Source organism: Rhodococcus jostii NBRC 16295, assembly GCF_001894825.1.
In the GTDB taxonomy this organism is placed as follows: Bacteria; Actinomycetota; Actinomycetes; order Mycobacteriales; family Mycobacteriaceae; genus Rhodococcus_F; species Rhodococcus_F jostii.
The window spans coordinates 17,099-30,174 of record NZ_BCWY01000100.1; the positions used below are offsets into that span (position 1 = coordinate 17,099).

Sequence of the window (13,076 nt, forward strand, 5' to 3'; positions counted from 1 at the left end):
AATATCGTCGGCGGTGAGGCCGTCACGGAAATCTCGGGAGAATTTCATGTCCAGGCTGATCCGGTGCCTGACGGTCATGATCTTCCTGCTTGCGGCAACCACGGCCTGCACCATCCCGACCGAGACGAACTCCGTGGTCGACGTCCCGGTGACGTCGCCGGCAGTCGCTACCCCCGACCTCCTCCCGGCCGAGAATCCACCCGAGGATCCGCCCGCGGGTGACGGTGTCACCCCGAGCCCGGAACCCTTCCCCTCTGCGCAGGTCCCGGTCTCCGCACCGCTGGCCGAGCGCATCGCGGCGGCGGTCGCGACGGCGGCCGCGGATCGCGGCGCCGACGTGTCGATCGCCGTCCTGGACCGCGCAACCGGCAACTACCTCGAGGACGCCGCCACCGAACCGGTCGAAACGGCGTCGTTGGCCAAGCTGTTCATCGCCGCCCAGATGTATCACCTCGACGCGGTCGGTGAGCGTCCGCTGTCCGACTACGACCGTCTGCTGCTGGCGCGAATGCTCGAATCCTCCGACGACGATGCAGCCAACACGCTCTGGGACGATCTCGGCGGCACGGACCTCGTCGTCGACGTCGCCGGGCGCTACGGACTCGCCGCCACCTCACCGCCCTGGGACGGGTTGTGGTGGAACACCGAGACGACCGCCGCCGACCTCGTGACCTTCTACGCCGGGCTCCTCGACGACCGCGACGGCCTCGGCGAGGGCCGGATCGCCGAGTTCGTCGGCGATCTGCGTGCGTCGACACCCGAGGGAATCGACGGGTACGACCAGCGGTTCGGCATTCCCGACGGGCTGCCCGGGGAGAAGATCGTCGGGGTGAAGCAGGGCTGGATGTGCTGTGTGACCGACCGGTGGATTCACGTGTCGACCGGGGTGATCGGTGAGGACAACCGCTACATCGTGGCCGTCGCGTCGCGGGAGGACATCCGGTACGAGGACGACGAGGAGTCGTATCCGGACACCGCACTCACCGACGTCACCGAGGATTCCAGCGCGCGGCACGCCCGGGACACGATGACCGGATTCGTGAAGTCCGTGTTCCCGACCGGTGTCGTCGACGACTGGGCGCAGCCCCAGGGGTAGCGCCTGGGCGGCCCGGAATCAGTTCAGGGCAACAGGTCCGGGCGACGGTCGGCTGTGCGGTGCAGCGACTGTTCGCGCCGCCACGCAGCGACCTTCGCGTGGTCGCCGGAGAGCAGGACCGGCGGGACGTCGAGTCCACGCCACGTGGCCGGTCGCGTGTAGCTGGGTCCTTCGAGGAGACCGTCGGAGAACGAATCCTCTTGGTGCGACTGTTGATTGCCGAGCACTCCGGGAATGAGGCGCACGAACGCCTCGGTCATCACCAGCACGGCAGCCTCGCCCCCGATGAGGACGTAGTCGCCGATGCTCACTTCTTCGACGCGCACCCGGCGGGCGGCGTCGTCGAACACGCGCTGATCGATGCCCTCGTAACGTCCGCAGGCGAAGACGATGTGCTGCTCCCCCGCCCAGCGTTCGGCGGTGGCCTGTGTGAAAGGGACACCGGCCGGTGTGGGGACGACGAGCAATGGGTCCGTGTCGCCGTCACCCGCGGCGAGGACGTCGTCCAGGGCGGGGCCCCAGACGGTGGGTTTCATGACCATCCCCGGCCCGCCGCCGTACGGAGAGTCGTCGACGGCCTTGTGGACGTCGTGCGTCCAGTTCCGCAGATCGTGGACCTCGACGGAGATGAGGCCCTTGTCGATGGCCTTGCCGAGCAGCGCCGCTCGGAGCGGTTCGAGGTACTCGGGGAAGATGGTGACCACGTCGAGACGCACGGCTACCGACTCACTTCCCGTCGGCGGAGTCACCGAAGTCGGGATCCAGCAGGCCTTCCGGCGGGTCGATCTCGACGACGCCGTCGGCCACGGACACCGACGTGACGATCGCCGCCACGAACGGGACGAGGAGTTCACCGGGCTGTTCGCCGGAACGACGGATCGAGAGCAATTCGCCTGCCGCGGAATGCAATACCTCGATGACCGTGCCCACCTCGGTGCCGTCGGCGAGGCGCACCGACAGTCCCTCGAGTTCGTGATCGTAGAACTCGTCGGGGTCGTCGGAGGGCTCGAGTTCCGCGCTGTCGATGACGAACAGCGTGCCCCGCAGGGCATCGGCCCCGGTCCGATCCGACACACCCTCGAGGCGCAGCAGAAGCCGCCCGGAATGCTCCCGGGCGGCTTCCACCGTGTACGTGCTCACAGCCTGCTCGCGCGGCTTGTGTCCCCGCAGCTCGGCACCGACGGCAAATCGATCCTCGGGTTCGTCGGTGCGAACCTCGACCACGATCTCACCCTTGATGCCGTGCGACTTCGCGACACGGCCTACGACGAGCTCCACTATTGTGCGGCCTCTACTGATCGGTGTCGACGACGTCGACCCGGATCCCGCGGCCACCGATACCGGAGACCAGCGTGCGCAGAGCGGTCGCGGTGCGACCACCGCGGCCGATGACCTTGCCGAGATCGTCAGGGTTGACGTGCACCTCGACAGTGCGCCCCCGACGCCCGGTGATCAGCTCGACACGAACGTCGTCGGGGTTGGCGACGATGCCACGAACGAGGTGCTCCACGGCATCGGCGACGACGGCACTCACTTGTCAGCAGCCTCGGACTCTGCAGCAGCCTCGGCGGGAGCGTCGGCAGCAGCCTCGGCGTCCTCGGCCTTCGCCTTCTTCTTCTTGGGCGTGATGGCCTCGCCGACGGGCTCGTTCTCGGCCTGCGCGAGCGCAGCCTGGAACAGCTCCAGCTTGGAGGGCTTGGCTTCCTTGACGCGGAGGGTGCCCTCGGCGCCCGGCAGGCCCTTGAACTTCTGCCAGTCACCGGTGATCTTCAGGATGGCCTCGACGGGCTCGGTGGGCTGGGCGCCGACGCCGAGCCAGTACTGGGCGCGCTCCGAGTCGACCTCGATCAGCGAGGGCTCTTCCTTGGGGTGGTACTTGCCGATGGTCTCGATCGCACGGCCGTTGCGGCGGGTGCGGGAGTCTGCGACGACGATGCGGTACTGCGGGTTCCGGATCTTGCCGAGCCGGGTGAGCTTGATCTTGACAGCCACTGCTGTACTTCTCCTTCAGTGCGCACACGAGTGTGCCCACATGCCACGTGCAATTCGGCGACGCGCAGGAATAGCGCGCCCGGTTTTGCCTCTAACCTGTGACCGTCGCGCGGTACGTGACCGGATGCGACGAACAGCGGTTCATTCTGCCAGACGAACACCGTGCGGGGGAAACCAGGTCACCGGGTCTTGACGACGGACCCCCGCAACACCACGACATCGGGCGCGGCGAGGGCGTCGCTGCTCGCGCGTGGGTCGTTCCGGAACACCACCAGATCCGCGGGCGCGCCCGCCTCCACACCCGGATGTCCGAGCCACGTCCGCGCGTCCCAGCACGCGGCGCCGAGCGCCTCGGTCGGCGACAATCCGACCGCTTTCAGTTCCTCGACCTCGTCCGCGATGCGTCCGTGGACGATCGATCCGCCCGCGTCGGTGCCGGCGTAGATCGGGATCCCCGCGTCGTGAGCGGCACCGACCGTGTCCTTCACCCGTGAGTGCAGGTCACGCATGTGCGCGGCGTAGACCGGGAACCGCGAGGCGGACTCGGCGATCTCCGGGAACGTCGCGATGTTGATCAGCGTCGGGACGAGCGCCGTCCCGTGCGAGACCATCAGTTCGATCGTTTCGTCGGTGAGCCCGGTGCCGTGCTCGATGCAGTCGATCCCGGCGTTGATCAGGCCCGGAAGCGCGTCTTCGGCGAACACGTGCGCGGTGACGCGCGCCCCTTCCCGGTGCGCCGCCGCGATCGCCTCGACCAGGATGTCGTCGCTCCACAACGGCGCCAGGTCACCCACGGACCGGTCGATCCAGTCGCCGACGAGCTTGACCCACCCGTCACCGGCCCGGGCCTGCCTCACCACCTCGTCCGGCAGTTGCGACTCGTCCTCGAGGTCGACGGGCAGCCCACGGATGTAGCGTTTGGGGGCGGCGATGTGCTGACCGGCTCGGACGATCCGCGGCAAGTCGGGGCGGTCGTCGACGAAACGGGTGTCGACCGGCGAACCTGCGTCACGAATCAGCAGGACCCCGCAGTCACGCTCGGTCTCCGCCTGCGCGATCAGTCCCTCGACTGTCTCGCCACCGCCGCCGCCGAACCTGATCCCGACGTGGCAGTGGGCGTCGACGAGACCGGGAACGATCCAACCCGACTCGCAGACGGTCTCGGCGCCGGGAATCGGTTCGGTCGAGATCACACCCCGGTCGACCCAGAACTCGACGGGCTGTTCGTCGGGCAGACCGGTACCGCGCAAGTGCAGCGCACCCACCGGTTACTTCTCCGGCCGCTTGAACTGCGACAGGTCGATGCCCTCGAGTCCGGGCGGCAACTCGTCCAGGCCTTTCGGCATGTTCGACAGATCCGGCATCCCCGCGGGCAGCCCTCCAGGCGGCATACCCGGGAACCCGCCCGGCAGGCCGCCGGGGAATCCTCCGCGCACCTTCGGCGGCGTCGGGCCCTTGCCGCCCTTCTTGCCCTTCTTGCCCTTCTTGGTGCGCTGCGGCTTGCGCGAACCCGGCATGCCCATTCGCCCGGCCATCGCGGCCATCATCTTGCGAGCCTCGAAGAAGCGGTCCACGAGCTGGTTGACGTCCGACACCTTGACGCCGGAGCCGTTGGCGATCCGCAGCCTGCGGGACGCATTGATGATCTTGGGGTCGTCGCGCTCGGCGGGGGTCATGCCGCGGATGATCGCCTGCACCCGGTCGAGTTGCTTCTCGTCGACGTTCGCCAGAGCGTCCTTCATCTGCCCCGCGCCCGGGAGCATGCCCAGGAGGTTGCCGATGGGGCCCATCTTGCGAACGGCCATCATCTGCTCGAGGAAATCCTCGAGCGTCAGCTGGCCGGAGCCGATCTTCTGGGCGGTGACCTCGGCCTGCTTCTGGTCGAAGACCTGCTCGGCCTGCTCGATGAGGCTGAGGACGTCACCCATCCCGAGGATGCGGCTGGCCATGCGGTCGGGGTGGAAGATGTCGAAGTCCTCGAGCTTCTCACCCGTGGACGCGAACAGGATGGGTTGCCCGGTGACCTCGCGGACGCTGAGCGCCGCACCACCGCGGGCGTCGCCGTCGAGCTTGGTGAGCACGACACCGGTGAATCCGACACCCTCACGGAATGCCTCGGCGGTGCTGACCGCGTCCTGACCGATCATCGCGTCGAGCACGAAGATCGTCTCGTCCGGATTCACGGCATCGCGGATTCCCGCCGCCTGCGCCATCAGGTCGGCGTCGATACCGAGGCGACCCGCGGTGTCGACGATGACCACGTCGAACTGCTTGTTGCGTGCTTCCTCGACACCCGCCCGGGCCACCTCGACCGGGTCGGCCGCGGTGATGCCCAGCTCGTTGTCTCCGCCACCGATCGAGGTGCCGGGATGCGGCGCGAAGACCGTGGCCCCCGCCCGCTCGCCGACGATCTGCAGCTGGGTGACGGCGCCGGGGCGCTGAAGGTCGCAGGCCACGAGCAGCGGGGTGTGCCCCTGGTCGCGCAGCCACTTGGCGAGCTTGCCGGCGAGGGTGGTCTTACCGGAACCCTGCAGACCGGCGAGCATGATGACCGTCGGCGGCGTCTTCGCGAACACCAGCCGGCGGGTCTCGCCGCCGAGGATCCCGACGAGTTCCTCGTTGACGATCTTGACGACCTGCTGCGCCGGGTTGAGCGCCCCCGAGACCTCGACGCCCTTGGCGCGTTCCTTGATCTTGGCGATGAACGAGCGGACGACGGGCAGCGCGACGTCGGCCTCGAGCAGGGCCAACCGGATCTCACGGCAGGTGGCATCGATGTCGGCTCCGGAAAGGCGACCCTTGCCACGCAGATCCTTGAGGGCTCCGGTCAACCTGTCGGAAAGGGATTCGAACACCGAGTGCGCTCCTGAAGTCGTGCGAGTGTGCGGTGGATATTCTCGGGCACCAGACTAGCCGCTCACGTCCGGTCGTTCATTCTCCCCCGCTGCCCTCCTGCTTCTTCGGCTTCGTGAGCGGAACGACACCGAGGATCGCGCGCTCGACCTCTTCCCGGCTCGCCCGGGTGTCGCCACCGCCGAGGTCGAGGCAGAACGAGTCGATCACCGACGAACCCAGGGTGGTCACCCGGGCCCAGCGGACATCGGCGCCGCACGTGTCGAACGCGTCGGCCAGCCTGGAGAGCAGCCCCAGCCTGTCCTCGGCCCTGAGTTCGAGGATGATCTCCCCGGGGGAGGTCGTGTCGAACCAGATGACCCGCGGCGGTGCCTGTGCGTACTGCACCGGAACCGCGGCTTCGCCCCGCTCCTCCACGGCGGCCACCCGCTGGCTCTCGCGAGCCTCCTCCTCCTTGGCGGTGAGCATCTCCAGCAGGTTCAGCTCCCCCGCCAGTGCACGGATCAGTTCCTGCCGCAACAGTCCCGCCTGCGGCGGCGCCCCGAACCTCGGGGACACGACGAACGAGTTGACCGCCGACCCCTCGGCGCTGCCCAGCGATGCAGAGTAGACGCGCAGGGAGTGCAGCGCGAGCACGCCCGCCGCCTTCGACAGCAGGCCCCGCTGATCGGGTGCGATGACCGTCACCACATAGTTGTGCGGACTGTCGGCGGGGACGAGCGCGACGTGCACGCCGCCCGTCGCCGCCAACGCGACATGTTCCGGATCGAGCGGATCAGGGGCGGGAAGAACCTCTCCCGCCATGACCAGGCGGCATCGGCGCACCAGTTCCCCGATCAGTGAGGACTTCCAGTCGCCCCACACACCGGGACCCGTCGCCAGCGAATCCGCCTCCGCCAACGCGTGCAGCAACTCCAGCAGCACACCGTCGCCGCCGATCGTCTCGACGACCTTCTCCACGGTCGCCGGATCGTCGAGGTCACGCCGCGTCGCGGTGTGCGGCAGCAGCAGATGATGGCGCACGATCGCCGTCAGCAGCACGACGTCCGAAGGCCACAATCCGAGCCGCTTCCCGATCTGCGTCGCCAGTTCCGCGCCGACGACACTGTGGTCGCCGCCGCGCCCCTTGCCGATGTCGTGCAGCAGCGCGCCCAGCATCAGCAGGTCCGGGCGGGCGACCCGGGTGGTGAACGCACTGGCGTGGGCGGCGGTCTCGACGAGATGGCGATCCACCGTCCACGTGTGCACCGCGTCCCGCGGCGGCAGATCCCGGACGGCACCCCACTCGGGAAGGAGTCGGCCCCACAATCCGGTGCGATCGAGGGCCTCGATCGCCGCGACGGCACGACTGCCCGACCCGAGCATCACCAGCAGGTCGTTCAGCGCCTCCTTCGGCCACGGCTCCCTCAGTTCGGGGGCGTTGTCGGCCAGGCGATTCAACGTGGACGCCGACATCGGCATGCCCGTCGTCGCCGACGCCGACGCGACCCGCAACACGAGCCCGGGATCCTTGGCGGGCCGGGCGTCGCGGGCCAGCACCACTTCACCGGCGTGCTCGACGACACCCTCGTCGAGGGGCCGCCGCACCGGCGGACGGCGCAACCGGGCGAGACCACGCCGCGGCAGGGCGTGACCCGCCGTCCGCACACCGACGTCGACGGAGTAGCTGATGGTGCGCGCGGCATCGCTGAGCATGCGCGCGAGGTCGAACCGATCACCGATCCGCAGTGCCGCGCCGATCTCGTCGGCGTCCTGGGCGCGCAGCTGATCCCGCGAGCGGCCCGCCACCCGGTGCAGTTCCGTGCGGACGTCGAGGAGCCGGCGGTGCGCGAGTGCCAATCCGCCACCCGGCGACTCCGGACCGAGTCCGGGCATGCCGTCGGTGAGCTGCGCGATGGACAGCGCGTTCAGCAGCTGTACGTCCCGCAGTCCACCGCGACCGCTCTTCAGGTCGGGCTCCGCGCGGTGGGCGATCTCGCCGCTGCGTTCCCACCGCGACTTCGTCTGCGCGACGAGTTCGTCGAAGCGGTTGCGGATGTCGGTGCGCCACTGCCGGCGAACCCCGCTGATGAGGAGATTGGTGAGCTCGACGTCGCCGACGATGTGACGCGCCTCGAGCATGCCCAGAGCAGCCGTGATGTCGGTGTCCGCCACCTGGAGTGCCTGTGGAATCGTCCGGACGCTGTGGTCGAGCTTGATGTGCGCGTCCCACAACGGATACCAGAGTTGGTCCGCGACCTGGGCGACGACCGCCGGATCCATGTCGTCGTGGAGCAGGAGGAGATCGAGATCTGAGAACGGCAGAAGTTCGCGGCGACCGAGCCCGCCGACCGCGACGAGCGCGAAGCCGCTGTCCGGCTTGATGCCGAGCTCGGCACCCTTTGTGGTCAACCAGAACTCGTGCAGATCGACGAGCGCGTGCCGCAGAGCGGCAGAGTCGAGTCGCCGTCCGTGGCCTGCGGGATTCCTTGCGCCGGGACCGGTCTCGGAGCCCCCGGTGAGCAGTTGTCTGCGTGCGCGGGCCAGGTCCGCCGCTTCGTTCGATCCGCCTGACGCAACCGGCCCTGGTTCCGTCGCCTTGGCGACGGGACCAGGGCCGGTCTTACCGGACCCGTTGGGGTCAGAGCGCATCCGCGCCGCGTTCCCCGGTACGTACCCGGATGACCGACTCGACCGGTGAGACCCAGACCTTGCCGTCACCGATCTTGCCGGTGCGTGCCGCCTCGACGATCACCTCGACGACCTTGTCCACAGCGGCGTCGTCCACGACAACCTCGACCCGGACCTTCGGAACGAAATCGACCGAGTACTCCGCTCCCCGGTACACCTCGGTGTGGCCCTTCTGCCGGCCGTACCCCTGAACCTCGCTGACGGTCATGCCGAGGACGCCCGCCTGCTCGAGTCCCGTCTTGACGTCCTCCAGAGTGAACGGCTTGACAATTGCTGTGATCAGCTTCATTTCCTCATCCCTCCTTGCCGGATACACGAGCAGTTGCCGAGTTTCCGCCGAGAGCGGCGAAATCGTAGGCGGTTTCTGCGTGTTCCGACTCGTCCACTCCAAGTGATTCACCCTCGTCGCTGAGCCGCAGACCGATCGTGAACTTCACAATCAATGCGACGACGGCGGTACCGACGAGCGAGTAAAGCAGTACTGCTCCGGCGCCCACTGCCTGACGCCAGAGTTGGTCGAGGCCTCCACCATAGAACAGACCGACAACACCCGCGGGCGCCTCGGACGTTGCGACCAGGCCGACCATCAGAGTTCCGACGATGCCGCCGACGAGGTGGACACCGACGACGTCGAGCGAGTCGTCGAATCCGAAGCGGAACTTCAGACCGACCGCGAGGGCGCAGAGTGCGCCGGCCACGACGCCGATCGCGAGTGCGCCGACGACGTTCACCGAGGAGCAGGACGGCGTGATGGCAACCAGGCCGGCCACGATTCCGGACGCCGCACCGAGTGTGGTGGCGTGGCCGTCGCGAATACGCTCGACCAGGAGCCAGGCGAGCATGGCCGCGCAGGTTCCGATGACCGTCGTGATGAAGGTTGCTCCGGCGATGCCGTTGGAACCGACTGCCGAACCGGCGTTGAATCCGAACCAGCCGAACCACAGGAGACCGGCGCCGAGCATCACGAACGTCAGGTTGTGCGGACGGAACGGAGTTCCCGGCCATCCCCTGCGCTTGCCGAGGATGATGCAGAGGACGAGGCCGGCGGCGCCGGCATTGATGTGGACGGCGGTACCACCCGCGAAGTCCACCGCGGCGAGCTTGTTGGCGATCCAGCCGCCCGTCTCGGAGGTGACGCCGTCGAAGGCGAAGACCCAGTGCGCCACGGGGAAGTACACGATCGTGGCCCACAGGCCGGCGAAGAGCAGCCACGGACCGAAGCGCAGGCGATCCGCGACGGCACCGGAGATCAGCGCAACCGTGATGATCGCGAACATGGCTTGGAAGGCGACGAACACCGTCGCGGGAATCGTGCCTACGAGCGGGATCGCGGCATCGGCGACCACCGAACCGGCTTCGTCGGTTTCGGCGAGGTAGGAACCGCCGAACAGGCCCTTGAGCCCGAAGTACTGGAACGGATCACCGATGAAGTTCCCTTTGTCCTCCCCGAATGCCATGGAGTAGCCGTAGAGCACCCAGAGGATGCCGACGACACCCATCGCGCTGATGCTCATCATGACCATGTTCAGCACGCTCTTGGCCCGCACCATGCCGCCGTAGAAGAACGCAAGTCCCGGAGTCATGAGCAACACGAGCGCGGCGCTGGTCAGCATCCACGCTGTGTCCCCGGTGTCCGGTGCACCGATAGTGGGGAAATCCACCTTGAGCCTCCTCCTTCTCTGCCCAGCCGGTTGCGGCTGACGACCTGAGAAGAAGGGTGCTCAGTTGGTGTTTCGGCTGTGCCACTGCACTGTTTCGCGCTCGTGAACGCATCGGCCTATTTTGTTGCGTCCACGTTTCGCCAGGCGATTTGCAGTCGGTTTCAGCCCCCCGGAGCCGTCCGGGGCCCCGAGACGGCCGTCGATTCGCCTCTACCCGAGCAACGCGTCGACGAAGGCGCCCGGCTCGAACGGTGCCAGATCATCGGCACCCTCGCCGAGACCGACGAGCTTCACCGGAACCCCGAGTTCGTGCTGAACCTGGAACACGATGCCACCCTTGGCGGTGCCGTCGAGCTTGGTGAGCACCACACCGGTGATATCGACGACCTCGGCGAACACCCGCGCCTGAGCCAGGCCGTTCTGGCCGATGGTGGCATCGAGGACGAGGAGGACGTCGTCGACCGACGCCTTCTTCTCGATGACCCGCTTGACCTTGCCGAGCTCGTCCATCAGACCCGTCTTGGTGTGGAGCCGGCCAGCGGTGTCGATCAGCACCACGTCGACACCGTTCTCGATTCCCCTGGACACGGCATCGAACGCGACGGCCGCCGGATCGGCGGCCTCCTTGCCCCGGACCACTTCCGCGCCCACCCGCTCGGCCCACGTCTGCAACTGGTCCGCGGCGGCGGCACGGAACGTGTCGGCGGCCCCGAGCAGAACCCGCCTGCCGTCGGCAACGAGAACACGGGCGAGCTTGCCGGTGGTCGTCGTCTTCCCGGTGCCGTTCACACCGACGACCAACAGGACCGCCGGGTGGTCGTCGTGCGGGAGGGCACGGATCGAACGATCGAGTTCCGGCCGGAGTTCGGCGACGAGGACCTCACGCAGCAACGCGCGGGCATCGGCCTCGGTGCGGACACTGCGGGACGCCATCTGCTCACGCAGCGACGTGACGATCTTCGTCGTGGTCGCCGAGCCGAGATCGGCGATGAGAAGGGTGTCCTCCACCTCTTCCCAGGAGTCCTCGTCGAGGTCGCCGCCGCCGAGCAGTCCGAGCAGGCTCTTGCCCACCGCCGACTGCGAACGGGACAGCCGCCCGCGCAGACGGTCGAGCCGGCCCTCGGTGGGAGCGATCACGTCGAGTGCCGGCCCGGCGGGAGCCGGCTCGGGCTCGGGCGCGAACTCGGGTTCCGGTTCGACCTCGGGGGCGTAGACGGGTTCGTACGTGACCGGTTCCGGCGCGGTCGGCTTCTCCGGTGCCTTTTCCGGTGCCTTTTCAGGGGCCTTTTCCGGCGCCGGCGCCGTCTCCGCCTCCGGGGGCGCCACCACCTCGGGTTCGGCTGTGATCCCGGGTTCTGGCAGTACGGGTTCCGGCAGTACGGGCTCGGGCACGACCTCACGCGGCGGCGCGGTCGCGGTCGACCCCTGACTGAAGTTGAACCCGCCGTCCGCCCGGTAACCGCCGGAACGGTCCTTCTCCGCCGTGGTGACCTGCGGGGTGTCCGGCGCCTTCAGCGAGATCTGGCGACGCCGATACAGCAGGGATCCGACGACGAGAACGACGAGAAGAACGGCGAGTGCGGCCGCGATGGCAATCCAGGCTCCGGTAGTCACGCCGCCCATTGTTTCAGGCCACGGATTTCGCCGCGCATTGCCTTCCCCCGCGGACGGTCCCGGGCGGGACCGGAATCAGGCGTCCGCGGCCGCCATGTCCTGGCCACGGAGCCGCTGGGAGATGACGGTGGTGATGCCGTCGCCCCGCATGCTCACGCCGTACAGCGCGTCGGCGACCTCCATCGTCGGCTTCTGGTGAGTGATGACGATCAGCTGCGACTTCTCCCGCAACTGCTCGAACAACCCGATGAGACGACGCAGGTTCGTGTCGTCCAGTGCGGCCTCGACCTCGTCCATCACGTAGAACGGGGACGGCCTGGCCCGGAAGATCGCCACGAGCATCGCCACCGCCGTCAGCGACTTCTCGCCACCGGAGAGCAGCGACAGGCGCTTGACCTTCTTGCCCGGTGGACGGGCTTCCACCTCGATGCCGGTCGTCAGCATGTCCGACGGGTCGGTGAGCACCAGCCTGCCTTCGCCGCCGGGGAACAGCTTCGCGAAGACCTGCACGAATTCGCGTTCGACGTCCGAATAGGCCTCGGTGAACACCTGCAGGATGCGGGCGTCGACATCGGCCACCACAGCGAGGAGATCCTTGCGCGCGGTCTTCACGTCCTCGAGTTGCGTCGAGAGGAAGTTGTAGCGCTCCTCGAGCGCGGCGAACTCCTCGAGCGCCAGCGGGTTGACCTTGCCGAGCGTCGCCAGGTCCTTCTCGGCGCGTTTCGCGCGACGTTCCTGAGTGGTGCGGTCGTACGGAATCGGCGCGGGCACGGTGACCTGTTCGCCGCGCTCCTTCGCCTGCTCGTACTCCTCCATCTCGAGCGCCGACGGCGGCAGCGCAACGTCGGGACCGTATTCGGCGATCAGATCGTCCAGTCCGATCCCGTGCTGTTCGAGGATCGCCTCCTCGAGTTGTTCGATGCGCAGCGCGGCCTGAGCGCGAGCCACCTCGTCACGGTGCACGGCGTCGGTCAGCGACGCCAGCTGTCCGGTCAGCTGACGCACCTTTTCCTTCACCTGCTCGAGTTGCGCCGTCCGCTCGGTGCGGGCCCGGGCGAGTTCGTCGCGGTGAGCCATCGCGGCGTCGACGACCTCGCCGAGGTGCTCGGCGACCCGCTGCCCGGACTGGGCGACCGCCGCGGCGACGGCGGCGGCGTTCTGACGGGCCTTCATCGCACGTTCCGCGCGGG

The 13,076-nt window shown here is 68.1% G+C and carries 12 protein-coding genes; 1 reads left to right on the forward strand and 11 read right to left on the reverse strand.

Annotated elements, in window-relative coordinates:
- Nucleotides 1-46 precede the first annotated feature (46 nt).
- Nucleotides 47-1,096 (forward strand): serine hydrolase, encoded by a 1,050-nt coding sequence (locus tag RJ1_RS37895; RefSeq protein WP_240319980.1) that lies wholly within the window; start codon nt 47-49, stop codon nt 1,094-1,096.
- Nucleotides 1,097-1,119: 23 nt separating this feature from the next.
- On the opposite strand, the gene trmD is transcribed toward RJ1_RS37895, so the two are convergent.
- From trmD to RJ1_RS37950, 11 genes are all read right to left on the reverse strand, one after another.
- On the reverse strand, nt 1,120-1,812 hold the full coding sequence (gene trmD, locus RJ1_RS37900) for a tRNA (guanosine(37)-N1)-methyltransferase TrmD (protein ID WP_073368515.1): 693 nt from the start codon (nt 1,810-1,812) through the stop codon (nt 1,120-1,122).
- 10 nt (nt 1,813-1,822) lie between these two features.
- Nucleotides 1,823-2,374 carry a ribosome maturation factor RimM gene (gene rimM, locus RJ1_RS37905; RefSeq protein ID WP_073368518.1) on the reverse strand — a complete coding sequence of 184 codons (552 nt, stop codon included), beginning with the start codon at nt 2,372-2,374 and terminating at the stop codon, nt 1,823-1,825.
- 13 nt (nt 2,375-2,387) lie between these two features.
- On the reverse strand, nt 2,388-2,630 hold the full coding sequence (locus RJ1_RS37910; protein WP_005240479.1) for an RNA-binding protein: 243 nt from the start codon (nt 2,628-2,630) through the stop codon (nt 2,388-2,390).
- Complete coding sequence (gene rpsP, locus RJ1_RS37915; RefSeq protein ID WP_005240477.1) at nt 2,627-3,088, reverse strand: 30S ribosomal protein S16; 462 nt, start codon at nt 3,086-3,088, stop codon at nt 2,627-2,629. The genes RJ1_RS37910 and rpsP overlap by 4 nt, the downstream gene beginning before the upstream one ends.
- A 179-nt stretch (nt 3,089-3,267) precedes the next feature.
- Nucleotides 3,268-4,353, reverse strand: a complete 1,086-nt coding sequence (locus RJ1_RS37920) for an amidohydrolase family protein (RefSeq protein ID WP_073368521.1) — start codon at nt 4,351-4,353, stop codon at nt 3,268-3,270.
- 3 nt (nt 4,354-4,356) lie between these two features.
- On the reverse strand, nt 4,357-5,943 hold the full coding sequence (ffh, locus tag RJ1_RS37925) for a signal recognition particle protein (RefSeq protein ID WP_073368523.1): 1,587 nt from the start codon (nt 5,941-5,943) through the stop codon (nt 4,357-4,359).
- 76 nt (nt 5,944-6,019) lie between these two features.
- Nucleotides 6,020-8,572, reverse strand: coding sequence for a [protein-PII] uridylyltransferase (locus RJ1_RS37930; protein ID WP_073368525.1), 2,553 nt, complete (start codon nt 8,570-8,572; stop codon nt 6,020-6,022).
- Nucleotides 8,562-8,900, reverse strand: coding sequence for a P-II family nitrogen regulator (locus tag RJ1_RS37935; RefSeq protein WP_005240467.1), 339 nt, complete (start codon nt 8,898-8,900; stop codon nt 8,562-8,564). Before RJ1_RS37935 ends, RJ1_RS37930 begins: the two co-directional genes overlap by 11 nt.
- A 4-nt stretch (nt 8,901-8,904) precedes the next feature.
- A complete protein-coding gene (locus RJ1_RS37940; protein ID WP_073368528.1) occupies nt 8,905-10,272 on the reverse strand; it encodes an ammonium transporter in 1,368 nt (455 codons plus the stop codon).
- A 210-nt stretch (nt 10,273-10,482) separates the two neighbouring features.
- Nucleotides 10,483-11,895 (reverse strand): signal recognition particle-docking protein FtsY, encoded by a 1,413-nt coding sequence (gene ftsY / locus RJ1_RS37945; RefSeq protein ID WP_083400691.1) that lies wholly within the window; start codon nt 11,893-11,895, stop codon nt 10,483-10,485.
- Between the two features lie 66 nt (nt 11,896-11,961).
- Nucleotides 11,962-13,076: AAA family ATPase (locus RJ1_RS37950; protein WP_170008934.1), on the reverse strand; the 1,115-nt coding region annotated here is incomplete at its 5' end.